23 protein-coding genes and 1 pseudogene are annotated in these 26,275 nt (G+C 43.6%); 11 read left to right on the top strand and 13 right to left on the bottom strand.

The genetic code is table 11. The features are described 5' to 3' along the window. Positions 1–92: 92 nt before the first annotated feature. Together cruG and cruF are read right to left on the bottom strand one after the other, a co-directional pair. Entirely contained in the window at positions 93–1,280 is a 1,188-nt protein-coding gene (gene cruG / locus AACT52_RS29605) for a 2'-O-glycosyltransferase CruG (protein ID WP_073634389.1), read from the bottom strand. Positions 1,281–1,311: 31 nt separating this feature from the next. Further along, entirely contained in the window at positions 1,312–2,220 is a 909-nt protein-coding gene (gene cruF / locus AACT52_RS29600; RefSeq protein WP_073634384.1) for a gamma-carotene 1'-hydroxylase CruF, read from the bottom strand. 336 nt (positions 2,221–2,556) lie between these two features. On the opposite strand from cruF, the gene AACT52_RS29595 reads away from it, so the two are divergent. After that, on the top strand, positions 2,557–2,988 hold the full coding sequence (locus AACT52_RS29595; protein ID WP_073634383.1) for a hypothetical protein: 432 nt from the start codon (positions 2,557–2,559) through the stop codon (positions 2,986–2,988). Between the two features lie 332 nt (positions 2,989–3,320). On the opposite strand, the gene rpmA is transcribed toward AACT52_RS29595, so the two are convergent. The 3 genes from rpmA to AACT52_RS29580 form a co-directional block, all read right to left on the bottom strand. Further along, on the bottom strand, positions 3,321–3,602 hold the full coding sequence (gene rpmA, locus AACT52_RS29590; RefSeq protein WP_073634382.1) for a 50S ribosomal protein L27: 282 nt from the start codon (positions 3,600–3,602) through the stop codon (positions 3,321–3,323). A 33-nt stretch (positions 3,603–3,635) separates the two neighbouring features. Next, positions 3,636–4,142 (bottom strand): 50S ribosomal protein L21, encoded by a 507-nt coding sequence (gene rplU / locus AACT52_RS29585; RefSeq protein WP_073634388.1) that lies wholly within the window; start codon positions 4,140–4,142, stop codon positions 3,636–3,638. 212 nt (positions 4,143–4,354) lie between these two features. Further along, positions 4,355–4,543, bottom strand: coding sequence for a hypothetical protein (locus AACT52_RS29580; protein ID WP_096549421.1), 189 nt, complete (start codon positions 4,541–4,543; stop codon positions 4,355–4,357). Positions 4,544–4,803: 260 nt separating this feature from the next. On the opposite strand from AACT52_RS29580, the gene AACT52_RS29575 reads away from it, so the two are divergent. Beyond that, a complete protein-coding gene (locus tag AACT52_RS29575) occupies positions 4,804–5,892 on the top strand; it encodes a nucleotidyltransferase domain-containing protein (RefSeq protein ID WP_073634381.1) in 1,089 nt (362 codons plus the stop codon). Positions 5,893–5,984: 92 nt separating this feature from the next. Here the strand turns inward: AACT52_RS29575 and AACT52_RS29570 are convergent, their stop codons facing one another. Then, entirely contained in the window at positions 5,985–6,281 is a 297-nt protein-coding gene (locus AACT52_RS29570) for a hypothetical protein (RefSeq protein ID WP_073634380.1), read from the bottom strand. Positions 6,282–6,375: 94 nt separating this feature from the next. Beyond that, the gene (gene bchI, locus AACT52_RS29565; protein WP_073634379.1) at positions 6,376–7,497 is read right to left on the bottom strand and encodes a magnesium chelatase ATPase subunit I; all 1,122 of its coding nucleotides are present in this window, start codon (positions 7,495–7,497) and stop codon (positions 6,376–6,378) included. A 362-nt stretch (positions 7,498–7,859) separates the two neighbouring features. Between bchI and AACT52_RS29560 the strand changes: the two genes are divergently transcribed. From AACT52_RS29560 to AACT52_RS29550, 3 genes and pseudogenes are all read left to right on the top strand, one after another. Then, positions 7,860–8,369 carry a hypothetical protein gene (locus AACT52_RS29560; RefSeq protein ID WP_073634378.1) on the top strand — a complete coding sequence of 170 codons (510 nt, stop codon included), beginning with the start codon at positions 7,860–7,862 and terminating at the stop codon, positions 8,367–8,369. A gap of 205 nt (positions 8,370–8,574) precedes the next feature. Next, a complete protein-coding gene (locus AACT52_RS29555) occupies positions 8,575–11,355 on the top strand; it encodes a two-partner secretion domain-containing protein (protein WP_073634377.1) in 2,781 nt (926 codons plus the stop codon). 236 nt (positions 11,356–11,591) lie between these two features. Continuing rightward, positions 11,592–11,891, top strand: a pseudogene (locus tag AACT52_RS29550) (ATP-binding protein); the annotation flags it as partial. A 30-nt stretch (positions 11,892–11,921) separates the two neighbouring features. Here the strand turns inward: AACT52_RS29550 and AACT52_RS29545 are convergent. Continuing rightward, complete coding sequence (locus AACT52_RS29545; RefSeq protein ID WP_096549420.1) at positions 11,922–12,092, bottom strand: CopG family transcriptional regulator; 171 nt, start codon at positions 12,090–12,092, stop codon at positions 11,922–11,924. A 67-nt stretch (positions 12,093–12,159) separates the two neighbouring features. Between AACT52_RS29545 and AACT52_RS29540 the strand changes: the two genes are divergently transcribed. The 5 genes from AACT52_RS29540 to AACT52_RS29520 all read left to right on the top strand — a co-directional run bounded on the left by AACT52_RS29540 (position 12,160) and on the right by AACT52_RS29520 (position 20,392). After that, a complete protein-coding gene (locus AACT52_RS29540; protein WP_233154109.1) occupies positions 12,160–13,521 on the top strand; it encodes an RNA-guided endonuclease InsQ/TnpB family protein in 1,362 nt (453 codons plus the stop codon). 12 nt (positions 13,522–13,533) lie between these two features. Continuing rightward, positions 13,534–14,589: an ATP-binding protein gene (locus AACT52_RS29535; protein ID WP_233154108.1), complete on the top strand. Its 1,056-nt coding sequence runs from the start codon at positions 13,534–13,536 to the stop codon at positions 14,587–14,589. Between the two features lie 188 nt (positions 14,590–14,777). After that, a complete protein-coding gene (locus tag AACT52_RS29530) occupies positions 14,778–19,055 on the top strand; it encodes an nSTAND1 domain-containing NTPase (RefSeq protein WP_073634376.1) in 4,278 nt (1,425 codons plus the stop codon). Positions 19,056–19,275: 220 nt separating this feature from the next. Further along, positions 19,276–19,863 (top strand): Uma2 family endonuclease, encoded by a 588-nt coding sequence (locus AACT52_RS29525; protein WP_073634375.1) that lies wholly within the window; start codon positions 19,276–19,278, stop codon positions 19,861–19,863. Between the two features lie 64 nt (positions 19,864–19,927). Further along, positions 19,928–20,392, top strand: a complete 465-nt coding sequence (locus tag AACT52_RS29520) for a hypothetical protein (RefSeq protein ID WP_073634374.1) — start codon at positions 19,928–19,930, stop codon at positions 20,390–20,392. A 12-nt stretch (positions 20,393–20,404) separates the two neighbouring features. On the opposite strand, the gene AACT52_RS29515 is transcribed toward AACT52_RS29520, so the two are convergent. Further along, on the bottom strand, positions 20,405–20,803 hold the full coding sequence (locus AACT52_RS29515; RefSeq protein ID WP_073634373.1) for a nuclear transport factor 2 family protein: 399 nt from the start codon (positions 20,801–20,803) through the stop codon (positions 20,405–20,407). A 110-nt stretch (positions 20,804–20,913) separates the two neighbouring features. After that, positions 20,914–21,129 carry an antibiotic biosynthesis monooxygenase family protein gene (locus AACT52_RS29510; protein WP_272937124.1) on the bottom strand — a complete coding sequence of 72 codons (216 nt, stop codon included), beginning with the start codon at positions 21,127–21,129 and terminating at the stop codon, positions 20,914–20,916. Positions 21,130–21,618: 489 nt separating this feature from the next. Between AACT52_RS29510 and AACT52_RS29505 the strand changes: the two genes are divergently transcribed. Further along, complete coding sequence (locus tag AACT52_RS29505; protein WP_233154106.1) at positions 21,619–22,443, top strand: DUF4437 domain-containing protein; 825 nt, start codon at positions 21,619–21,621, stop codon at positions 22,441–22,443. 198 nt (positions 22,444–22,641) lie between these two features. Here the strand turns inward: AACT52_RS29505 and hisS are convergent, their stop codons facing one another. From hisS to AACT52_RS29490, 3 genes are all read right to left on the bottom strand, one after another. Further along, a complete protein-coding gene (gene hisS, locus AACT52_RS29500; protein ID WP_073634372.1) occupies positions 22,642–24,030 on the bottom strand; it encodes a histidine--tRNA ligase in 1,389 nt (462 codons plus the stop codon). Positions 24,031–24,288: 258 nt separating this feature from the next. Beyond that, positions 24,289–24,735: a DUF3598 family protein gene (locus AACT52_RS29495; RefSeq protein ID WP_073634371.1), complete on the bottom strand. Its 447-nt coding sequence runs from the start codon at positions 24,733–24,735 to the stop codon at positions 24,289–24,291. A 68-nt stretch (positions 24,736–24,803) separates the two neighbouring features. Continuing rightward, on the bottom strand, positions 24,804–26,273 hold the full coding sequence (locus tag AACT52_RS29490; protein WP_073634370.1) for an amidohydrolase family protein: 1,470 nt from the start codon (positions 26,271–26,273) through the stop codon (positions 24,804–24,806). Positions 26,274–26,275: the final 2 nt, after the last annotated feature.

The following is a 26,275-nucleotide window of genomic DNA, read 5'->3' as shown; positions in this document are numbered from 1 at the left end:
GCTAAATCGAAGATTATAGCGCGGGTCTTATAGCCCCCGAACCCCCACTAGATAAAAAAATTGTTTTATCTTCTATCTTCCATCTTCTATCTTCAGTATTTTCGCCCTCGCCACTCTGTTGGAGTGCGGAATGCAGATAAGAAAATCCGCAGCACCGCTACTGGATCAGCTAGAGGTGATAGCCAGAACAACCAGCCACCGTTTGCTTGAGTGCGATCGTAGGAAGGTGCGATCGCCAAAAGCATTGCAAAACGAATCACCAGTAGAAATAGATTCAGCCCCAAAAGAAGCAGGGGGGGAGAGGGTGACAAGGGGACAGTCCGGGAAAGACTAAGGTAACTCAGGACAACTATGAGGGGTAGACCTTGAACTGCTGAAAGTAGCCATAAATCCCCCCAAATTTGAGCGCGGGAGGAAGCATCTTTCAAGTCAAGGCTGCGCCCCCATTGTTTCCAAGTTTCCATTGCTCCCTCATACATCCGCACCTTCAGCACTTTTGCCCCATCTAAGAAGCCGACTTTAAACCCAGAGGCAGCTATATTCCGTGCTAAGGTAACATCATCACAAAAAGAACCACTTGCACTCGTATATCCACTGACAGCCGCTAGAACAGAGCGACGACATAAAAAGCATTGCCCATTTGCCATCACCCGTTCTGGCTGGTCTGTATTAACACCAGCAGGGTCAAATCGGTAAAGCAGAGTCATCAGCAATGCTGGTTGTAGCAGGCACTCTCCTGGATATTTGAGAATGAACTGGGGTGAGAGGGAAACCAAGTCATAGCCTTGCTCTTCTGCTGTCTTCACCAAACCAGCAACCAAACCTGGTGATGGTTGTGTATCAGCATCCATACCCAGAAACCACTCACTTCCCTCCGAGGTCTGCAAAAAGCCGTAATGCAACGCCCAAGGACGCCCCACCCAACCAGTGGGTAAGGGATCATCTGTCATCAGGCGAAAGCGAGGGTCTTTTTGCTGTGCCGCTTTTACCAAGTCAGGTGTGCCATCACCAGACTTGCTATCTACAACGATAATTTCCCGGACTTCGTAACTTTGCCGACTTATCGCATCTAGCAGGGGACTAATACGAAGAGCCTCATTCAGGGTGGGAATGACAACGCTGACAGCACCCAAAAGTTCTGGTGTGGGATTTTTGGGTGCAATGGGAGGAAGGCGGCTAGGTCCTTTGACGAGGCGCGACAGCAGAATTGCTGTCGCTGGTAGTTGAATCAGTAGTAATAAGAGTGAGATAGCACTTGCTATCGTCCACACGTCTAGCACAGCAAAATACCTGGCGATGGAAATCAATGCTCTATTTAACGGCAACTTTGACGCTTGCTACAGAAACTTCAGTGGTTGTTGGTGCAACAGGAACATTAGCAAATGAGGCTTTTGATCTCCACCAAAGTACCACAGCAGGAACTACGCCAATCACAAAGCCCAGCGAAACTGGGATAGCAAATCCAGCAGCTAAGCTGAGTCCAGCAGCGAAGAAGAAATTGCTGAGATAAACGATTAAGGGTACCCAGAGTTGCGATCGCTCGACTTTAATTGGTGTGTTTTTCCATAACAAGGCTGCTACTGTCATGAACAGGGCGCTAGTGCCAAACCAACCCGCATAATTTTGGTAGGGTGTTCCAAAGAACGCTCCTGGATTTTCCCAATACCAAAAGGGGAGATTTGTTTGACTCATAGCTGGTTCCAATGCAAAGTCCCAGCAGGTGAACAGCATTGCCCCCAAGGCTATGGCACCTACGTGACGCGCTAAACTGGGATTTTGAGCGACACCCAGACCGGCACGAGCAATCAGGTAAGAAGACAAGCCCACATAAAACCAGGATAAGGGAATTGTAAATGGCACAAGCCCCGCAATCTTATATCCCAAACCACTCAAGTAAGTGTAGTCTCCAAAGGGAAACCCAGTGCTGGTTCCTAGTAATTCACTGCCCACCGATATTGACATAGCTGGCAGCATAAACCCTAGCCAAGTGCGCCATCCCAATATCCGGTATGCATAAATGGAGACAGCTATTGTCCCCAAAATAATATCTACCACACCGCCGTCAGCCAAACTCAGTTGCATGGCTGTTTGTCCAACCCCTCCTGAGTTCAAAATTATTTCGGCATTGGGTATGACCAATAGAATGCCTATCAGCCCAAAAGCCTTTGCCAAGATATGACCAATCAGGCTTACACGCTCAGCTATAACAAGTTGTCTCATGATAATTCCTTAACAAGACATGACACGCCGCTACTTAGCTGCTAACAGTTTACAAATGTTTAACAAAATATTTAACAATTTGTGCGGGAATTCTTGGCAAACTTGGTTTGCTTTTATTGGCAGAGCATAACAGCCTCTTGATTGAAGGTAGAAAAAATATGATATTAAATTTATAGTCTAAGTCATTCAAGCCAAGATGTATCAACTAAATTGGCTGTCTTTTGATGGGTTATAGTGTAGGCAAGAGATTCATCCTTTCCTACGCAGTATCCTTATGCTTTCTTATCCTTTAGATAGTTTTGGAATGATAGCCTGTCCTTATAATGGGAAGAACCCATGTCAATTTTGAAAAGACTTCCCTTTGTTTCCCTAGTATTACTACTGCTGACTTACACTACCTTAGGCTGGGTGATATCCAAAACATATGCTCCTGCTCCTTGGTTTATATGGCTGCTGGCTGTAATTGCTATCTTGGTTGTCCTGGCAGGCTTAACCATTTCTTGGAGAAGGCTGACAGAGTATTCTTTTGTCTTATTCAAATCAAACCTCAAATCTTTTAGTATTACTGTTTTAGCGGCTTTCTTATTCTTTTTGATGATAGCCCAGTTCCGAGTATTTCTTGATACCTTGGTAATTATTGCTGCGGCTGTCTTGGGAAAGATAGATTTTCAAACAGCGGGCTTCACTGATGGGCAAGCCTTTTGCTTTTTATCTATCTTCTCTTTGACTGGGTTAGCCCTAGGTGCGCTAATCCATAAACTCATTTGACGAGAACTCACAACTCAAAAGACAAGATTGCGGAATGTGAGTTCCATCTGTGTCCATCTGTGTCCATCTGTGGTTAATTATTCATTCTTTTTTTTGGAATGAATGCAAGAAGTCTAAAATTTAGAATGGCACCACGGATACATCAGGCTTACTCAGTATCAAATCATTCATGCGCCTACAAAGAAATTCGGTGCTAAGTGAAAAAGAACTCTCTACCCACTTGCAAAGAATTCATGCTGAATTCTGTCTGTTGAGTTAGTGAGTTCTTTGTTCATCAGAGTCTATAGCCAAGAGTTAATAGTTGTTATCGACTCTTGACTATAGACTTTTGACTAACTTACAGCAGCCTCAGTTGCCGCAGCTACTGGGTAAACACTAAGTTTTTTACGGTTTTTGCCCTTGCGTTCAAACGTGACCACGCCGTCAACTAAAGCAAACAGAGTGTCATCACTGCCAATACCGACGTTGTTACCAGGGTGAAATTTAGTGCCACGCTGGCGAACTAGGATATTTCCCGCCCGCACAACTTGACCGCCGTAGCGCTTCACACCCAATCTTTGAGCATTAGAGTCACGACCGTTACGTGTACTACCTGTTCCTTTCTTGTGAGCCATAATTTCCTCTTGTATTTCTACTTCTTTTATCTATTATTCACTAGCAGTTTCTTCAACAGGTTGGTTGTCAGCAGCCTCTGGAGTTTCAGTTGTTGCAACTGGTTCAGCAGTAACATCGATAGTCTGTTGAGTTTCATTATTCTCCGTACCAGTGGCAACTGGTTCTGTCACCTCAGCATTTTGTGTGAGAGCGATCGCGCTGTCTTCTGAGGCAAGAACTGAACCATCAACGCTAATTGAGTTAATCAATAATCTGGTGATTTCCTGGCGATGACCCCGCTTTTTGCGGGTTTTCTTTTTCGGTTTCATTTTATACACCAGGACTTTGCGACCTCTAAGATGCCGCAACACCGTTCCTTCTACCTTTGCCCCTGCCACATGCGGCTGTCCTATGGTGACTTCGCCGTTATGCTGCACTAACAATACTGCTTCTATGGTAACTTTCTCGTCCGGTTCGACAGAAAGCAGTTCAATATCATAAAAGCGACCTGGTTCGACTCGTAATTGTTTGCCGCCAGTTTCAATAATTGCGTAGGTCATGGAATTGTCCTTGAGGTTGCCGTACAGGTAGCTGGATCGTATGCTCTTGACAAAGCTTTCCAGCTTTTGCATTGTCTTTACCTGATCCGAGCAGGAATTAGACACACGATCTATAAATATACCCTAAGGACTAAGTTTTTGTCAAAGTAAAACAGGATCAACCCTTCACCAGACAAGAGTTCTCGAACAACACTTTTAGACTTTGAGTGTTTTTATCTAAAGCTAGGAGTGCCAACTAGATTTTCGCAAGCAGGTGCAAAAGATGGCACAGATAAAGAGCAAGCCTTCCATCCAGATTTCACTGATACATTAAACAATCGGCACGTACCACCACGCTGACCTTCTGGAGTGTAATATCGACAGTACCGACAAGCTGAAACACAGGATTTTAAGGTTGTCATAACTAGCTCTTAAAATTAAATAAAAATCTTCGTTGCTTAAAAATTGGTTTTATTCCCTAATAAGTATGTCAACATTTTCTTGAGAAATGCATAGAAATTAGATGTTTTTATGAAAAAGTTTGCATTACGAAATATTAGTTCACGTAGGAAAGCAATAGTTATTTATACTTAGGTATACTCAATGAAGTTCGTATGAAATTACTGAAAAATACGGAGATAGAGCGAATACTTAAAGTAAGACTTCGGAGTGGTTTTGTGAAATGAAAAGAATTGAAGTTGAAAAAAGAACGATTTTGATTGGGTTAGCAGGTAGCCATGGCTATGGGTTAAATAGACCTGATTCAGACTATGATTATCGAGGCGTATTTATCGCACCCAAAAGGTATTACTTGGGATTTGACCATATTGAACAAAAAGATGATGGCTGGGATGAACTAGGAATGTTTCCGTTTCTAGATGGAAACAAAGACACAGTTATATACGAATTAAAAAAGATTATTCAGTTATTGTCTGGGGCAAATCCTAATGTTTTAGAATTGCTATGGTTGAATGAATATCCTGTTTTAACCCCAGTAGGACAGCACTTAATTAACCACAGACAAATATTTTTCAGCAAGAAGGTAAAGCATACTTACTCTGGTTATGCCTTTGCCCAAATCAAAAAAATCGAAACTCATCGTAAGTGGTTGTTAAATCCACCGCAAAAGAAACCAATTCCATCTGATTTTGATATAGAAGATGAAGCACCACTTACAAAAGATGAACTCAATGCTTTCCTAGAATATCTTTATCACTTAATTAGAGGAAAAATTGAGTTTTTAGAAGAAGCAGAGCAATTATATAAGTTGCTTACAGCGGATATAGATTTTAAGGGGGTGCTTAAACAGTATCCTTTACCTAATGAAACTTTAGAATACACACAAGAATTAACAAATAGTCGAAAAGATTTTATTCGCCTACTGAAAAAAAGTCAAACTTATCAAATAGCTTTAAGAGAATGGAAAGCATATTTATCATGGCAGGAAAACAGAAACCCGGCTAGGGCAGAAATGGAGAGAAAATCAGGTTTTGACCTTAAGCATGGGATGCACTGCGTTAGGTTATTACGTAGTGGACTAGAAATATTGCGAACAGGAGAAGTGATTGTAGATAGAAGGGTGGCTGGTGATGCAGAAGACTTGAAAGCTATCCTCAAGGGCGATTATTCTTATGAACAAGTGATGAAAATGGCAGATGACTTAGTTGCTGAAATGGAAAAGGTGTACGAAGACTCATCCTTGCGTGATAGACCGGATTTAGAGCAAATAAATGAATTATGTATGGAACTGGTGGAAATGCAAGGATGGTAAGCAAAAAGAGAAGAGTAAATACACAAGAGTGAAGAAATTATTTGATTTTTCATCTTCTACTTTTAATCTTCTATCTTCTATCTTTTCACTCGTTAGAGAGTTTGAAATACATAGACAAAACCATAAAGACTGATGCTGAGAAAAAATACTGCTGCTAATTGGTTCACTCGCATATCAGGTGAGGGAGCAATGGCTTCTCGTACCAAGATTGAAATAGATGCCCCAACCACAAAGCTCCAGCCAAGTATCATATAAGGTATCGCTAGCGTAAAATTCCAAACAATCAGCATTGCAATTGCTAGCAGTACCATCAGCATCTCTACAAACCGAGGCGGATTGTATTGGCTGGATAAAACAAAACTGTTGAACCAAAAGTGCCAAAATCTCATAATTAACTGGTAAGTGCTGAAAAATAAAGAAGAAAGAAGATAAAAGAAAGAAGATAAAAGAATTTCTTTTATCTTCTTTCTTCACTCTTCATTCTTAACTTTTAACTCCTAACTTTTGTCCTGTACCATTTTTTTGTGTTGTCTCTTCTGGTAGTTCTACACCAAAGACGCGGCTAAAAACTTTTTCTACTTTATATCCAGAATCAATTGACTCTAAGGGGTCTTTGCGTAATCTGTGACGCAGACATAAAGTAATGACACGGCGGATGTCATCAAGTGTGACTTCGGTACGTCCTTCAAATGCAGTTAAGGCTTTGGCGGCGCGGTTACTTACAATGTCTCCCCGCAACCCATCCACGTCAAGTTCCGAGCAAACTTCGGAAATTTTGACTCGCAAGTCGTAATCAATTGTCACAGAAGGTAACAACTTTTGAGCGTTGACAATTTTCTGTTGTAGTGCTTCCTGCTGTTGTTTGTAGTTTTCCAGAAATGCTGGCGGATTTTGGTCGAATTCTGACCTTTGCTCAACGATTTGCACGCGCAAAGCTGGTTCCTTAACTGTATGGATTTCCGCGTGCATTCCAAATCTATCTAAGAGTTGGGGGCGTAGTTCTCCTTCTTCTGGGTTACCGGAACCCACGAGAACGAAACGCGCTGGGTGACGGATAGAAATACCTTCCCGTTCTACCGTGTTCCAACCACTTGCGGCGGAGTCAAGAAGCACGTCTACTAAATGGTCATCTAGCAAGTTTACTTCATCCACATAAAGGATACCCCGGTTAGCTTTTGCCAGTAGTCCCGGTTCAAAGGCTTTGACACCTTCTGATAAAGCTTTTTCGATGTCAATTGTGCCGCAAACTCGGTCTTCTGTCGCTCCCAGCGGCAAATCTACCATTTGGACTTTTTTCTGAACTACGGGAATATCCGCCCCTTGCTCTAGCTGTTGGCGGACTTCATCGCTCATCAAGTCGGGATCGCTGGGGTCGCTATTGAAGGCGTCATTAGCAACGACGGGGATTTCTGGGAGCAAATCAGCCAGCGCCCGGATAGTCGTGGATTTTCCGGTACCGCGATCGCCCATAATCATCACACCGCCAATTTTCGGGTCAATCACGTTTAATAGTAGAGCCAGTTTCATTTCTTCCTGACCCACAATTGCTGTAAATGGAAATACCACGCGACGCGCACTTGCGGTAGCTTGAGCAGTTGGACTCACGCTTATTACCTTATCTATATTTTTCTTATTACCGTTTTTATTGTGCCATAGGTGGGGAGTGGGGGATGAGGGGGATGAGGGGGATGGGGGAGATGAGGAGGATGAGGGGGTGAATTTTTCCCCGTCTCCCCGTGTCAGTCAACCGAGCGATCGCAACTTAGTATCATTTGCCAGCAGGACATAACCTTCGACCTTGGCGTAAAGTTTTGTAAAAAAAATCTGGATATTGCAGAAAAGCGGAATATTCTCCTGATGAATAAATAGGGGCTGACAACTTTCATACAGTAAAGTGTCTTTCTCCCTATGGTGGGTAAACTTCTGACCATTTGGTTAGTGTTGATTTTCATCAGCAATTACCGAGAGTGAGCTTAACTCCTGTTGCTTTGGAAGAGGGAATTTCTGATATGACTCAAAGCTGGAAAAGTTGGAGTTTGAAATTAGGGCTAGGAATCGCTGTAGCTACAAGTGCCGTCTTTTGTGGAAACTACGTTTTAGCTGAGAACACGCAAGAATTTCTAGAAAGCTCGGGTTATTATCACCCCGACTGGGTAAACTTATTGCGCTTAACGTCTTTAACATCTGACGTCCCGGCTAGCAACGTAAATGTAAAAATCAAAGAAACAGGAGTCAATTCAGGTCCGTACGCTCTTAATGCTGGAAATCCAGTTACACTTAATACCTTTGGCTGTTTTGGCAATACAGTCACCGTTCAACTTTATTATCAGGTTAGCCCAACCAGTCCTCAACAGATTATTGGTGAGCGAATGATTACATTTAACTCGTCGCGATCCATAGAAATTAGAGACACACAAAACGGTGCAAACTACACGATAAACTACCAAATTACATCGAGTAGTGGTAACTGTATGTAGCATTTGAAACTTTTTGGGTGGGGTTATGCCTTACCTACGACCGTTAAATCATTACGCAATTGTGCAATCCCGTTGAGGGTAGCAATAACTGTAACACTTGAAGCAAGCAGCATCATGAGACACAGTTACGACAGTTAAATTGTTACACAATTGTGCAACATTGTTCAGGGCAATAATAACTGTAACATTTGAGGCAAGCAGCATCATGAGACAGTACATTCTCCGCTTCTTTTTTATTAGCGGAATTAGCTTCTGCTGTTTAACCACAATAGACTCTACTCAGGCTCAAGAAACTCAAATCGTGCCGGATGCAACCCTACCCAATAATTCCAGCGTCAAACTAGAGGGGAACACCAGAATTATTGAAGGAGGAACCAGAGCGGGTGGCAATTTATTCCACAGCTTTGGGGAGTTTTCTGTTCCCACTGGTTCCACAGCTTTCTTCAATAATGCTACGGATATTCAAAACATCATTAGTCGGGTAACGGGTGGGTCAGTCTCTAACATTGATGGGTTAATTCGCGCCAATGGTGCAGCTAACCTGTTTCTGATTAATCCGTCGGGGATTATATTTGGTCCTAATGCCTCTTTGAACATTGGCGGGTCTTTCTTAGCAAGTACTGCCAGTGCTGTAAAATTTGCTGATGGTACAGAGTTTAGTGCAAAGTTGCCCCAAAGTGTGCCCTTACTAACTATCAGTGTTCCCATTGGTTTGCAATTTGGGGGGAATGGGGCAAGCATCCGAAATCGATCTCAAGTAACTGATAATAATGGTCAACCCGTTGGTCTACAGGTGCAGCAAGGGAATACTTTGGCGCTAGTGGGCGGTGATGTGAGCTTGGATGGCGGGAAGTTGAATGCCTTGGGTGGTCGAGTCGAGTTGGGAGGAGTGGCTGGAGCGGGAACGATAGGACTTAATGTGGATGGCAACAATTTGCGTTTGAGTTTTCCTGATAGGCTGGCGCGAGCCGATGTATCACTCAGTAATAAAGCTGTTATTGATGTAACCGCTGAAGGTGGGGGTAGTATTGCAGTCAATGCCCGGAATCTAGGGATTTCGGGAGGAAGTTCCCTTAGAGCTGGGATAAACTCAGTTGGCACTCAGGCGGGAGATATCATGCTCAATGCTACAGACAGGATGATTATTGCAAATAGCTCTATCTTTAATAATGTGGGTGATGAGAATCCTCAAACCATCGGTAATACTGGCAGTATCGATATCAAGGCAGGGTCACTATCGTTAAACAATGCTGACCTCAGAGCCAGCACCTATGGAAAGGGGAATGCTGGAGGGATATTTGTGTATGCTAATGATTCTGTCTCTATTGCTAATAGTTTTTTCTTTAGCAATGTGGAAGTTGCAGCCGAGGGCAATACTGGTGGCGTTCATATCAAGGCTGGGTCGCTCTCCTTAACTGATGGCGCTACCCTGAGTGCCAGTACCTTTGGACAGGGAAACGCTAAAGGGGTATTTGTGCAGGCTAATAATTCTGTTGATATTGCAAACAGTATCTTCATTACCAAAGCAGAAAAAATAGGCACTGGCAATAGTGGTGACATCAACATCCAAGCGGAAGCAGTCTCTTTAACCGATGGCACTCTCCTAGAAAGCAGTACTTATACAGAAGGGCGTGCTGGGAACGTGATGATTGATGCTCGCAATACTGTCTATGTTGACAATAGCTTCATATCCAACGATGCTTTTGGATCGGGGAATGGTGGCGTCATCAATATCAACGCTAGAGTGTTATCTTTAACTAAAGGTGCTGAACTATTGTCCAGAACCCTTGGAGAAGGAAAGGGGGGCAATATTCAAATCAATGCATCCGAATCTGTCACTATTTCTGGGGTCAATCCAGCTAAAGAAAATTTGATTAGTGGGTTGATTAGTAGCAATGAGGGAAATGCTACTGGTCAGGGCGGTAATATCAGTGTCACTACTGGTAGCTTGCGCGTATCAGATGGAGCGGTTGTGAGTGCGCGAAGTACGAGCGCTGGTAATGGAGGCAATATCACTGTTAACACGAATACCCTTGAGCTTACTGGTGGTGGACAACTCCTTACCAGCGCCTTCAGCAGTGGAAATGCAGGTAACATCACTGTCAACGCCACTGACAGGGTTAGTATCTCTGGTAGCAATCCTACCTTTGCGGTTCGGCTTAACCAATTTGGTGTACGATTAATTGATAATGATAGTCCTAACAGTGGCTTGTTTGCTCGCGTTACAGGTAACGCAACTGCTAATGCTGGCAACATAGAAGTTAACGCTCGCTCGATCCGTCTTGACAACCAAGGAACCATCACAACTGAGACGAAATCGGGCGAAGGTGGGAATATCACTCTCAAGGCTAGAGATATCGTACTACGTAACAACAGCAACATCACTGCCAGCGCTGGTACTGCACAAGCAGGTGGGAATGGCGGCAATATTAAGATCGACACTGACGTATTAGTGTCTGCAAAGAATAGCGACATCACTGCCAATGCTTTCGAGGGGAACGGCGGAAATATCCGCATCAATACTCAAGGACTCTTTCTTTCGCCTGATAGTGACATCACCGCCAATTCTGAACGTGGGTTAGATGGTGTCGTAGAAATCAACACGCCTGGTATTGACCCCAGCAGTGGGTTAGTCAATTTACCAGAAGCCCCGCCAGATGATACTCGGCTGGCACAGGGTTGTCAAGCGGGTGGAACTCAACAGCAGAACCAATTTATTATCACCGGGCGTGGCGGATTACCGCCCAGTCCTTTGGAAATGTTGACACCTGACGCTGTACAAGTAGATTTGGTGACTCTCAAACCTGAGCGTGAAAACCGAAAGAATGCAAATGTTACCAGCACAACTACCGCCACACCAGAACCCATCGTTGAAGCTACTGGGTGGGTGGTAAATGCTAAAGGAGAGGTCGTCCTGATTGCCCATGCGCCCACCGTTACGCCCCATAGTTCTTGGCAGACGTCTCCTAAGTGCGATGCAAAATAGATGAGGGAGATGAGGGAGATGAGGGGGATGAGGGAGACAAGAGTTGCGGGCGATGGGTGTAGATCCGGATATCATTTAAGGGGTTCGTAGTTGGCGCTTTAGCGAAGACAGCGCTTACTACAAACCACTAATAAATAACTTAAGATATTAACATCACCGGAAAAGCAAGCATAAACGCTGTAATTACGTATATCTTTGGAAGCAAGGATATAAAAAATATTTAGATTACAAGCTTTATGGCAGTAGATTTACGAAAATTTTTTGAAGCAACAGACCCCAGCCGGACTCTGGTTGTTAACAACGCGCAGGATAAGAAGTATTACATTGACTTTTCCTCGGTGCGCGGCGGAGATATCATCGGCAAACTGAAGCAGAAAATTACGTTTTTTAAGCCACATGACCCAACCTGCACTCTATTTACTGGGCATATTGGCTGTGGGAAATCTACAGAATTGCTGAGGCTGAAATTAGAACTGGAAGCGGATGGCTTTCATGTGGTCTATTTTGAGTCTAGTGAAGATTTGGAAATGACCGAAAATCGAAGGGCGCAAGCCCCTAAATTCTATTTATGGGGATAAGCCCGTAGGGGATTTTAATCCCCGTCCTAACCTCCGTACAGCGTCACGAATCACATCATTGTAGTCAATACCCTCGGATTCAGATATTTGTTGAACTATTTCCCATTCTTGTTCACTTAGTCGAACAGTTAATTTTTTAGCTGCATATTTTCTTGCCATAAGGAACTTTTCTCTTTTACTATAGGTCTATCAGACTTATAGTAACAAACAAGGAGGTGATTCAAGAGTGTTGGTACTGGAATACAAAGCAGTAGTTCGTTCGTCTCAAGCAATAGCAATAGATGAAGCGATTCGGACAAGTCAGTTTGTACGAAATAAAGTCCTGAGATACTGGATGGATAATCGTGGCGTCGGAAAGAAAGAATTGTACCAGTACAACACTCAGTTGCGTGCTGAATACGCATTTGTCAAAGATTTAAACAGTCATGCTTGTCAAGCGTCCGTTGAGAACGTAGAGCGGGCTATTTCACGATTCTTCGACAACTGCAAGAACAATAAACAAGGCGTCGCATTGGGACAAAAAAATGAGCCGAACCTTAGTAACCCCACGAATAACCGTGATGCCAAGACGATCAACCATGAAGGTTCCGCTCATTTTTCCAGGCATTCCCCCGTCAAGAAAGGCTATCCGCGTTTTAAAAAAGATAGCCGTTGTGTCGAATACAAGGTGTCGGGTTGGAAACTGCATCCATCTAAACGTCGAATAACTTTCTCAGACAAAAAGGGGATTGGAGAACTTAAGTTATTAGGCAAGTGGGACATTCACACGTACCCTGTAGGCTTAATCAAACGAGTTCGGATTGTTCGCCGTGCTGATGGCTACTACGTCCAATTTTGCGTCAAGGCTGATGTGACAACTGAACCTAGAAGTGAGGATGGTGAGATTGGGTTAGATGTTGGATTAGAGTACTTTTACTCTGATTCCAACGGACATCATCAAGAAAATCCCCGATTCTTGCGGAAGGCAGAGAAAGTCATCAAACACGCTCAACGTCGGATTTATAAGAAAGAGAAAGGCAAGAACAACAGACGAAAAGCAATCCGTCGATATGCCCGGAAGCATTTAAGAGTAAGTAGGCAACGTGAAGAACACGCCAAGAGACTGGCGCGTTGCGTGTGCAAGCTTAACAGCTTTGTCGCCTACGAAGACTTGAATGTGAAAGGACTGGTAAAGAATCGCCACCTATCCAAGTCGATTAGCGATGTTGCTTGGACTTCTTTTCGTCGTTGGTTGGAATACTTTGCTTTGAAGTTTAATACTAAAGTGGTTGCTGTTGCACCTCATTACACATCGCAAAAGTGTAGTAATTGTGGACAAACTGTTAAAAAAGGACTGTCTACAAGAACTCACGACTGTCCACATTGTGGGACGGTGTTGCAACGAGATGTAAACGCAGCTATCAATATTTTGTGTAAAGCAAAGTCTACCGGAGGGCATCCGGGAAGTAACGCTTGGGGAGTCGGAATCTCTACGCTACTTGGGGCAACCCAGGCATGTGCAAGTTCCGACGTTGAGCCAAGAATCCCCCGGCTTTTAGCCGTGGGGAGTGTCAATGATGTGGATATTGCTGATGTGCTGCTAGCGTAGACGCGGAGCGGCTTGTCGTTAGACATCGCCCGTCGTGTCAGTCAAAGTTTAGAGAAACTCAACCTTGAGGAACCCAGCAGGCTTAAGGAGTTACTCCAAGGTGCAGTGAGGGTTTTAAACGCCGAGGTGACAGGGCTAAAACTCAAAGTTCCCAATGTTGGTGATTTTGGTGTCACTTCTGAAAAAGAAAAGTTTACTCTGGCTTTTGGTATTGGGGAAATCACTGCTAAAACTAAGAGTGATTCAACGCTGCGCGAAAAACTTAACCAGTATCTCGGACCACAAAAAATTAAGCTGCTGGACGCGATTAATAAGGAATTGCTAGAACCTGCTATAGCCAAACTGAAACAGCAGGGCAAAAAAGGTCTCGTGGTAATTGTAGATAATCTTGACAGAATTGATAATCGCCCGAAGCCTTGGGGGCGTCCGCAACAGGAATACTTGTTTGTGGATCAGGGTGAGTATCTGACCAAGTTGAATTGTCATATGGTGTATACAATGCCACTTCCCCTGAAGTTTTCCAATGACTATGGAACGCTCACACAGCGATTTTTGGAAGACCCTAGAGTGTTGCCGATGGTACCCGTACAATGGTCAGATGCCAGTATTCATGAAGAAGGAATGGCGCTCATACAACAGATGGTACTGGCAAGAGCCTTTCCTGACTTGCAACCAGACCAGCGTCTCAGTAATATTACCTTTATTTTTGACCGCAAAGCAACACTTGAGCGCTTATGTAGAATGAGTGGTGGTCATGTGCGCGACTTGCTGAGGCTGCTGAATACATGGATTATGGAGGAAATGTCACTTCCTCTGACTCGTGATACTTTGGACAATGTGATTCGTGCGCGTCGCAATGAAATGACTCTACCCATTTCTGATGATGAGTGGGAATTGCTACGTCAAGTCAAGCAAAGGAAAAAAGTGAGCGATGATCACGGATATCAAAAGCTGATCCGCAGTCGGTTTGTTTTTGAATATCGCGATCGCCTACGGCGGGCACTCCGTGCCATCGCGGTGAGTCTTGGTTTGATGTTAATCCCATTTTGGCAGAGGCGAGGGAGTTGAACGGGTGAGTGGAGAGTTGGGGGGAGAAAATAATGATTCATGATAATATGTCCGTCTCATTGCCCACAATCAAAGAACCCCACCCCGCTTTTAGCTAACGCCAAAGTTCCCCTCCCCGCTTGCGGGGAGGGGTTAGGGGTGGGGTTCTGCGGCGCGTTTTGTTCATCAAACAGACACGATATGACAAAATGACAAATGGCAAATCAGAAGATGTCCGTGTCAATAATGAGCGCTCATTGCAACAACTGAGTTGGGCGATTGAGGCTTCTGTTGGACACTTTAAGCTGATTCTGGCACGGTGCAATTATGCTAGTTCGCGCAAGCGGTTGGTAGAACGGTTACGTGAAATCTCCAAGGTTGAAATTCGCGTCTTGGTTCTTAAAGAATCTGACAGAACTCTCTACACAGCAATTCGTGAGGAATTCGGGGAGAATGTACAAGCCTTAATGGTTTTGGGTTTAGAATCAGTGCGTAATCTCGACCAAATGCTGATTTCTGCAAATCAGGTGCGGGAGGAGTTTCGTAATCATTTTCCTTTCCCTGTAGTGTTGTGGATTAATGATGAAGTCCACAAGCAACTGATGCAGTTTGCTCCTGATTTGGAGAGTTGGGCAACGACTAGGAATTTTACAATTGCTGCTGATGAATTGATTGCGTTTTTGCAAGAAACAGCAGAGCAATTGTTGACTGGTGATGACAGCTTGACTTTAGAAAAATGTTCCGAGATTAAATTAGCTTGGCAAGATTTGCAAAATTCTGGACAAGTTCTAGAGCCAGAAGCAATAGCGAAAATTGAATATTTGTTGGGATTAACAGAATATGTTGATAAGAACTTTGATAATGCTCTGGAATATTATAAACTAAGTTTGGCTTTTTGGCAGCAAGTTTATGATTTAGTACGGCAAAGCAAAGTCCTGAGCGATATCACTTTATGTTATTACGAAAAAGCTAGGCAACATAAAACAAATTCTCCTCAGACTGTAGAACCAAGAGATGCAACGTCTCTACAACATAACAACACGGAGCATCCTGATTGGCAAGAAACGAGAAATTATCTTCAGCAATCTATAAAAGTCTTGGAAGCTGCTCAACGTCCAGATTTAGTTGCTAATTTACTTGACAAATTTGGCGTTATTCTGCGTGATTTACAAGATTGGGTTAAGTTAAAAGCTTTGGCTGAGCAAGCTTTGCCAGTTCATGAATCTGAAGGAAATTTGCTCAAGATATCTCAGGATTATGGCTTTTTAGCTGAAGTTGCTCTGGCAAATGAGAAATGGCAAGATGCCAAAAAATTAGCTGAAAAAGCATTAGAAGTTTTATCTACGGCTAATAAGTCCGCGCAGGGAACCCCCCTGTATCCCCCCTTGCTAAGGGGGGACGAAAGGGGGGTAGCCGCGATTTCTAATCGCCAGGGATTTTTATTAATTCTCGCGCAAGCAGAACAAAAGCTAGGCGACCAACAAGCGGCTATCAGTCATTTAGAAGCAGCCATAAAGATTGGTGTTTCTGATAATGCTCCGCAGCTTTATATCAATATATTAATAAATTTACGAAGCTTATATTTAAAACAAAAGGAATATCTACAAGCTTTTAAAATTAAGCAAGAAAGGCTTTCGATAGAACAACAATTTGGCTTGCGGGCGTTTATCGGCGCGGGTAGGTTACAAGCAACACGACAAGCAAATTTATCCCCAATTGTAGAGACGAGAGGTGGCGCGTCTCTACAGGAAGTCGCCCCAGAAATTAGCGCCTCTGGTCGTTTGCTGGATGTAGAACGTTTGATTGAACGCATCGGTCGCCATGACTATAAATTGATAGTGATTCATGGACAATCAGGAGTTGGCAAAAGTTCGCTCGTGAATGCAGGACTTGTGCCAGCTTTGAAAAACAAAGCGATCGGCATTCAAGATAATTTAGTTATCGTAGTGCGAGTTTACACGAACTGGCTGGATGAGTTGGGATGTCAGATACAAGAAGCGTTGAGAGAAATGGGGAGATCGGTTGATGACACGCAAACTTCAGCTTCAGATACTGAAGTACCAGTCTCAGATACTCAACGGCGAGTATCAAACACTCAAGCGCGAGTATCAAACACTCAAGCGCCAGTCTCAGAAGTTGAAACGCCTCACTCCCGAACTAGCTTGTTAAAACTATTACGACAGTGTGAGACGGATAATCTGCGTCCGGTGATGATTTTTGACCAATTTGAGGAGTTTTTCTTTGTTGATATTGAACCACAGCAAAGGTGGTTATTTTTTCATTTTTTAAGAGATTGCCTTAACATCTTATCGGTGAAGATAGTATTGTCGTTGCGAGAAGATTACTTACATTACTTGCTCAAGTTTAATCGCTTCCGCGACAATTCGATGATTCAGATTGATATTCTGAGTGAGAATGTTCTTTACGAGTTGGGTAACTTCTCGCGTGATGATGCAAGGTCAATTATTCAGCAATTAACAGAGCGTGCTAACTTTCACTTAGAACCTGCTTTAATTAACGAATTGGTGCGAGATTTGTCGCAGGAACTGGGGGAAGTGCGCCCGATTGAGTTGCAGGTGGTGGGGGCGCAACTGCAAACGGAAGACATCACAACTTTGGCAAAATATCGCGAGTGTGGCACAAAGGAAGAACTGGTTAAACGCTACCTAAATGCAGTCGTTGAGGACTGCGGCACAGAAAATCAGCAAACGGCAGAATTTGTGTTGTATTTGCTGACGGATGAAAAGGGGACTCGCCCGTTGAAGACTCGTGCTGAACTAGAACGGGATTTGCAGCAATTTATTTCGGTTAACGATGTTCAACCCGCGCAGATCCCCCCTAGCCCCCCTTACAAAGGGGGGAAGATAGCCCCCCTTCTCAAGGGGGGTTGGGGGGATCTCAGCAAGTTAGATTTGGTTTTAGAGATTTTTGTGGAATCTGGCTTAGTTGTTTTGTTAAAAGAAAATCCGGCAAACCGTTATCAGTTGGTGCATGACTATTTAGCTGAGTTTATCCGCCAGCAACAAGAACCGAAGTTAAGCCAAGTGATGGCGGAGTTGGAAAGGGAAAGAAAGCAAAGAAAGCTGAGTGAACAAAAGTTCAATCGTTTTCTGAGAGTAGCACTTGCAGGTTCAGTTGCAGCAGGATTAGTGTTAGCTGTGCTAGCAGGTACCGCGTGGGATGCAGCACAGCGGGCAGAGGAGCAAAGAAAGCAAGCTGAAATCAACGAAATCAAAGCACTGACGAATTCTTCAGAAGCATTTTCTAACTCTGAGCAAACTTTAGATGCCCTAATAGACGGTATCAAAGCAGGAGGAAAACTGAGAAAGACAGATTGGGCAAAGGCAGATACCCGGATGCGGACTGTAGCAACCTTGCAGCAAGCAGTGTACAAACAGCCAAAAGAAAATAAAGTTATTGAGGTTAACACTTTAGAAGGGCATAGCAGTAATGTCTCGAGCGTTGCCTTCAGTAGCGATCGCAAGACGATTGCTTCTGGCAGTTCGGACAACACCATCAAACTGTGGGATGTGGCAAGCGGCAAACTACTCAATACTCTTAAGGGGCATAGCAGTGAAGTCTTAAGCGTGGCATTCAGTAGCGATGGCAAGACGATTGCTTCTGGCAGTAGGGACAAGACAGTGATTTTATGGAATTTGGATCTCAATCAGTTGGTGAGTGATGGTTGTCACTTGCTCAATCATTACCTGGTTGCCCATCCTGAGACATTGGCAGAACTAGAGGAATGCCAAAAAAATCCATCTATTTTGGTGCAAGCTGCTTCAGTGCTGGTTATGCAAGGTGAGAAGTTGGCGAGAAATGAAAACAATGTTGAGGGTGCGGTTGCTAAGTTCCACAAGGCACAAACGTGGGATTCTCGTTTAAAATTTGACCCACAGGCAAAAGCACAAGAGCTTGCTATCAAAGGACAAGCTGAACGTTTGGTTGCACAAGGAGAGGAACTAGCACAAGCAGGTGATTTTGACGGTGCAGTTGCTAAGTTCCAACAAGCCTTAAAACTAGATCCTAATTTAGGCTTTGATCCAAAGGCAAAAGCTGGGCAACTGGTAGCTAAAGCTTTGGTTGAGAAAGGAAAGAAGTTTGTAGAAGAGGGTAAAGTAAAAGAAGCCATAACAGCTTACACACAAGCCCAACAGCTAGATCCAAAAGTAGAAATTGACGCTGATTCTTGGGCATCACTCTGCTGGTACGGTAGCTTGCATCGTCGTGCTGCTGATGTCATGTTTGCCTGTGAAAAAACCGTACAACTTGCACCTGAGAAGAATAAGGGAGGGTGGCGGGCTAGCCGTGGACTTGCAAGGGCGCTGACAAATAACACTCAAGGCGCAATTGAGGATTTTGAGGCATATATTGCCCAGGCTGATGATAAGGAATGGAAATCAAAAGTGCAACGTTGGGTGAAGGATTTACGGGCTGGCAAGAATCCGTTTACAGATGCAGAATTGAAGAAATTGCTTAACCCTTGAGTTGTAGAGCCAGTAGGATGCGTTAGCCTTGGCGTAACGCATCACTGTATCGTGCTAGTAAGATGGGTGCCTTTGAGTACAGCATCAATCGCAAAGGACAGCATGGGTTACGCTTCGCTAACCCATCCTACATTTATTCAGGTCGAGCTACTTAGTAGCAACCCGTAAAATCAAACAATAATTAAAAATCTACAATCAGTAAACCAAAATTGTATCAGCCATGCAAACACAGACAAAAAAACGCTACTACTCGCCACAAGAGTATTTAGAACTAGAGGAAGCTGCTGAATATAAAAGTGAATATATAGATGGCGAGATAGTACCAATGACCGGAGGTTCAATCAACCACAACCGCATTATTGTTAATTTTGCGGCTTTTTTAAAATTTGCTTTGAGAGGTAAAGGGTATGAGTTATTTACAAGCGATGTCCGTGTGTGGATACCCAGTTATCGAATTTACACTTACCCAGATGTGATGGTGATTTCGGGAGAGCCAGTTCTACACGAAAATCGCACAGACACGATAACCAATCCTTTGATGATTGCTGAGGTACTATCAAAAAGTACTAAAAATTATGACCAAGGGGATAAGTTTGATTATTATCGGTCAATCCCCAACTTTAGAGAATATGTCTTAATTAATCAATACAAATTTCATGTTCAGCATTTTGCTAAAACACCCGATGGAAAATGGCTATTAACTGATTATGAATCAGCCGATTCCGTATTACCACTCTCTGCCTTCGAGTTCCAAATTCAATTGAGTGACATTTACGAAGGTGTCAACTTTGAAATGAACGAGGAATGATGTAACCGTTGACGGCGGGTACAGATGCTAGTATGTTGTAGTTGCTGCTTAATCCTCACTGTCGATGAACAAACCATTGGATGAAGCGCTTTCTGTTGAAGTTGCCCAACGCGTAAAAAGCAAGCCTAAAACCCAGTTTCAGAATGCTTACAGAGCAGCATTGGCGACGCAGGGAGCAGTTTATGTACAGGGCTTTTTAGCGTTTGCTGGCAAGCCATACAAACCCATCGAACACGGTTGGATTGAACTGGAAAATAGCATTGTCGATCCAACACTACCGTACTTGAACAAGAATGCTCAAGAAATCTGGTACTTTCCAGCACAAACTTTAACCGTAAAAGAACTGAAAGCAATCATAGAAGAATCTAAAGAAGATTATCCAGAAGACGACCCACTGCCAATCTATGGTGACCCACCTTACGAGTATTACGGGAACGTCATGTTGGGTGATAAAAGTTACCAGGAAGCTTATCAAGCAGCCGAGGCTAAGTGCAGAGAACTCAATCAAAAAAATGCTGACACAAACTAAAGTAGAACTACTTTAATTCGATTTGCCATCGCTGCCAAAGTACTCCCGATAGCCGCAAATTTTGTTTCCACGTACATCAAACGAAACCGCAACCCGATTTTTGTAAGGTTGTCCAAACAACAGTCCCTCATCGCGGAACTCAAAAACAACTGTTGTCTCATTACTAGTAACGTGATCTAGCGAAGTCAGCTTTAGTCCAGAACTAAAAGCTTCAGAAACATATTGGAAAAATTCTCTCGCTTTCTCTTTTCCCTGATTCAACCCGTGGAATTCTCCCATTGGAAACCAAAAGCTAAAATCTTCTGTGAGCATATCTAAGAACTGGTTCCACTCGCCTGTTGCCAATCCATGCTGGAAGTGTTCAAATGCTTGATGAGCAACTGTTAAAGTATTCTCTGACTCTTGTGCCATCGTCACCCTTTGTAGTGTATAAACTAAGTTTATATAATTTCAGGCATAGGAGATGTCCACAAAAACTTGGCTAAGCTGTTTTGCATTCGGCTTTCGATAGGTTCTTCGACTCATTTGCGATCATCAAGCAGGACATCGAAATGTTTGACTTTTGGTTCGAGTTCCAGCAGATACTCGCGGTCTTTGGGAAGATATCGTGTCTTTTCAATGTCATCGCTTGCAAATTTACGAATGGCGTCCCCTGACTCCCAGTAGGATATAACAGTAAACTCCGTGGTCTTACCGTCGGTACGATCAAGCACTTGCGCTCCCAAGTTGCCCGGAATAGACTCAATTTTCTTGATACCAGTTTCTTTAAGATAAGCATATTACTCGTCTGCTTTAGAAGTTAGGGTTCTGCCGTGCTAAATGCGGGCGACGACTGTCTTGGGTAGAGGGCTAGTCTAATTCGTTTCTCTAGGAACTGTCGCTTTGTCAACCTGTGCAAAGGAAGCGAGGGGTAATGCACAGAATAACACCGCCAATCCAAAAAAAATCCTAAATAATTTGTGCTGTCTCATACTTGTTTCTGTTCAAAAATATACTAAATCGATTGGGTCTTGCTTGCAGCACTTAACGCAACACTGTCGCCAGACCATGCATTAATGTCAAAGCTTGACTCAGTTTTATGCCAAGTTTTTTAAAAGATATCATTTTAATCAGAGTTGGATTGAATACCAGAAAACCTAATCTGTATTTGTTAAGTTTCACCATTGTTCAACCCAACCTACTACGCTTAATTGAATGAAAAATTAAACTCTACTTAAGATTGAATTATGGACAGCCGCCTTACAATGTCCCCACTCACTGGGGAAACTAATTCAATAGAAACTAACCCTACGTATCGTCAAGGCGATCGCCCTATGGGTCGCCCACATATCGAGTTTATCCAGTCAAGCGAGGTAGAATCAGACGTGTGGCAGATATCCGGCATAGCCGCTAAAGCCCAAGCGCGGACGCTAAGCCGAGACCCAGGCAACGGCGCGGCGACTGAGTTGGTAAATTTTCCTGCGGGCTGGTCTGCACCGACTGGATACTTTTCCACTGATATCGAGGTCTTCGTCCTCGACGGACACCTGCAAATAGGCTCGTACCGCCTTAAACAACACTCTTACGCTTACATTCCTGCTGGAGTCTGTAGCGGTCCTTGGGAGGCGCAGAAAGTCACTAACGCCCTCTGGATGCCATCGGCAAGCCCTCAGTTTATCGCTGCTAGCGAACACGCGCCAGGTAACCGCCTTGAGCGCTACATTCCTAGTATCGACTCCTCAGCCCTGCCCTGGGCTGGGACCATTACACCAGGCTTCCCACCTGGTGCGATGCGTAAAACCCTACGCACAGACCCAGATACGGGTGCGAGTACCTGGTTGCTTGGTGTATTGCCCCAGTGGCGCGACTATCGCGCCGAGATCCACCCCGTCATTGAAGAAGCCTACGTCGTGTTGGGAGGATTGACGAGCTTGTGCGGGACGATGACACAAGGTTGCTACTTCTGGCGACCAGCACATATCCCGCATGGACCGTACGCTAGTGCCACTGGTGCGCTAGTCTTCTTCCGCAGCGATGGTTCTCTGCGTACTGACTACATATTACCCGAGTAATTAGTGTCCAAATTCAACGTAGTTGAAGCCGAACACTTATGTCCGGCTCTTAGGGTTTAATTTGGACAATATCTGTCCAATTAAATCCTGGACAAGGTGTTTTCGAGAAAACACGGGTATTTTTAGGTAGTTGCAAATAATCCAGTCTTTTGATGTGTAAGTCCTATCTTTAGGAATGAATTACTTTATCTCAATTAATTACGCCAGTCTTCTTTTAATTTCCTCCGCCAAATCTTCCAGCGCTACCTCCACTTGTTCACGTGTTCTCAAATCTTTGAAAGAAGCCTTTTGCGCTGCTGCTTCCTGAGAACCAATAATCACGCAAAATGGAATTCCTTGTTTTTCAGCCAGTTGAAATTGTTTGCCCACAGCACGTTGGTCAAAATTAGTAATAACATTAATTCCAGCCTTACGCAGCTTTTGCGAGACATTCAAATAAACAGGCATCAAATCATCTTGCATATTCACTACCATCACTTGGGCTGGTGTGGCAGCTAAGGTATTGAGAATACCAGCTTTGATCAACCGACTAATTAAGCGAGTTAAGCCAATAGAAATGCCCACTCCCGGCATTTTTTCATCCAAAAACATCCCGACTAATTCTTCATACCTACCGCCAGAACAAATGCTGCCCAAAGCTTCATGTCCTATAAGGGTTGTTTCGTACACTGTACCCGTATAATAATTAAGACCGCGAGCAATGGATAAGTCAATACAGAAACGATTTTCCGGAACTCCAAGATTGCGAACTCCAGTAATAACTGTTTCTAACTCCGTCACTCCCAGACTAAATTCCTCGGCTTCTGGTGTTGTTTGAGCCAGGTACTTGAGCTTATCTAGTACCTCATCAACTGTGCCATTAATATGAACAAAATCGATAATTTTTTGAGTTTGCTCTGCTAAAATACCTTCTTTTTCTAACTCCTGTTTTACCTTTTTCTCACCGACTTTTTCCAGTGTATCAATAATGCCAATGCAAGATTTAATTTTGGTTTCTTCAATCCCCACTGACTTAAAGAAACCAGTGAGAATTTTACGATTGTTGATGCGAATCAGAAAATTACCGATATTAACTGCATCAAATATCTCGGTGATAATAGCAGGCATCTGAGCGTCGTAGAGCAAGCTGAGTTCGCGACGGGCGACAACATCAATATCGCACTGACGGAACTGGCGGTAACGTCCATCTTTTGCCCTTTCTCCGCGAAACACCACATCCATCTGGTAGCGAGCAAAGGGAAAGGTTAATTCATTGAGGTGACGGGCAATATACGCCGCCAAAGGAACTGTTTGGTCAAATTTTAAAGCTCTTGCTTCTGAACCTGTTTCACCTGCCTTATCCTTTTCTGCTTGGCGATTTGGTGGCAGAATGGGATTAAGACCATAGATAATGTTGTCGCCTTGATTGCCCTTCGCTTGCAAAACTTCCAAGCGTTCTACTGCGGGAGTTTCGATAGGTGTAAATCCATAGCTTTCAAAAACTTTACGGATAGTATCTAATAAATATAATTCCAAGCGCTTTTCGCCAGGAAGAAATTCTGGAAAACCACTCGCTGTAGAAAAATTTATTTTGTCAGCTTTTGCCATGCTTTTTTCTTGCTAATTTTAGATTTTAGATTGGGAATTGTTAGTGGTGAGCCAGCGCTGCGGGAGGGTTTCCCGACAGCAGGCGACTGGGGAACCCGAAGGGTTAGTCGGATTTTCTACTAACGACTAACCACTAACCAGTAACGCATTATATAACTATGGTGCCGTACTCTCGGTGAACGCACCCTGAAGATCCACTTTATAAATCATCTGCGATACGCCTAGCAGCGTCTGCCCTTTGGGCGATCGCTCAACATTTTATCGTAGACGTTCTTCTTGAATTAGCGTGCGCTGGAAGAGTTGATGATTTTTAAACCAGTGCCAAGTACGTGAACGATAGTTATTGCAAGGACTGAGATTAATCATTTCATACAAGTACATACCTGGCATAGTCTTGTAGGAAAACCACAAAATAATTGTTGCATCATCTACTTCCCAGGCTTTTCCTTCAATGCGCTCTGTATCAAACCATATTTTCTTGTCCCGATAGTTTCCCGGAAATTGGTGTTCCTCCTGTTTGCCATCAGACCATTTATAGCGATTAATTTGGTAGTAGGAGTAGGAACCGTCTTCTGGGAACTGGCAAGTTAAGTGAGAGTCATGTTTGTCAAGGATATTTCCTTTTGTATCAACCAGTATATAAGTACCAACCCAATCTCCTTCATGGCGGGTAAGTACAGGCATTTCCTCTCGAATGGCAGACATAGCACAATTCCTTTTCTTGGTAGATAGTAATTAAGATTTTAAGCAACAAAATTTCTGTGGAGATTCCTCTAACATCTTTTTAAATAACGTCCAGTGGGTGAACCTAGAACCTGTCCATTATTGTAGATAAGATTTCCACGTAAAAAGGTACTTTTCACCCGTCCCGTTAACTCTACCCCTTCAAAGGGTGTGTAACCTTGTTGTGACTCGGATTCAGCAGCACGTACCACAAAGGTTTCATTTGGATCTACCAATACTAAATCAGCATCGTAGCCAATCGCAATATCCCCTTTTTGTAACAAACCAAAGCGCCGCGACGGATTCCAAGATAGCAACTTAGCCATGTGGTTGTAGGACATTCCCCGCTTACGACCTTCACTAAATACGCCAGAAAGTAAATATTCTGTACCACCAAAACCAGACTTTGCCAACCAAATATTATTTGGGTCTTTAGCACTTCTTTTTTGTTCGGCAGAACAGCAAGCATGGTCACTCACTATCCAATCTACCTGATGGTTGAGTACTGCTTGCCATAAGTATTCCACATCGGCACGGGGACGAATAGGGGGGTTTACTTTTGCCCAAGTAGCCGCAGGGGTATCAACATCTAATAGCAAATGTCCGACGGTAACTTCTCGCCGAAAGTTGATATGGGGAAAAGCAGTTTGCATAGTCAAAGCTGCTTCCATAGCCTTACGCGAACTCAGATGCAACAAATTGATATTTGCACACTGAGTCTCATGTGCCAAATAGGAAGCAATGCAAATTGCTAATCCTTCAGAATGAGGGGGACGTGCCGCACTGTAGGCGTGCAGTCCGCTAAGACTAGAATCATTTTCAACTATTTTGGTATAGGCGTTGAGAATTTCTGCAACTTCGCAGTGCAAACTTAGGCTGATAGTATCTCGCGCTTCTGGATGTTCTTCCATCAAGCGAGTGAGACGGCGCATAATAAATTCAAAATGAGCGAAGTCGTAGCGTTCCTCTTTATTAATCATCAAAAAGAGATTTTGCTGGTCTGACAAACCATGCAACCCATAGCCGCCATAAAACATGAAGATTTTAAACGAAGATACACCATGTTCTTCAAACAGTAGAGGTATTTCGTCGATATGCTGGCTAGCTATAGGTGCGACGTGATACCCATAATCAACAAAAAAATGACCTGCGGATAACGCTAGTACTTCTGGAAAAAAATCGCGGTAGGAACCGCCTTTGTTGAGATAATACTGCCCTGTACGAATGTAATTGAGACTAGTTGTGACTCCCCCCATTGCGGCTGCTTTGGTTTCAGTCACAGCATCTTTGTCGAGGGGTTGATAGATACCGATGTGCATATGGGCATCCACAACCCCAGGAAAGCCCAGCAGGTTTTTGCCATTCAATACCTCTTTGCCTGTGTCTGGGCTAATATTAGGAGCAATAGTAGCAAATTTTCCATCCTTAATTCCTAAATCAAGTAGTTCGACAGCATCATGATGGGGACGAACTACCCGCACATTTTTGATAATTAAATCTAATACCGGAGCTTGAGACACAG

Origin of the sequence: Scytonema sp. HK-05 (genome assembly GCF_963872035.1) — a bacterium.
In the GTDB taxonomy this organism is placed as follows: Bacteria; Cyanobacteriota; Cyanobacteriia; order Cyanobacteriales; family Nostocaceae; genus Kalymmatonema.
This window is presented reverse-complemented; position numbering and strand designations above follow the sequence as displayed.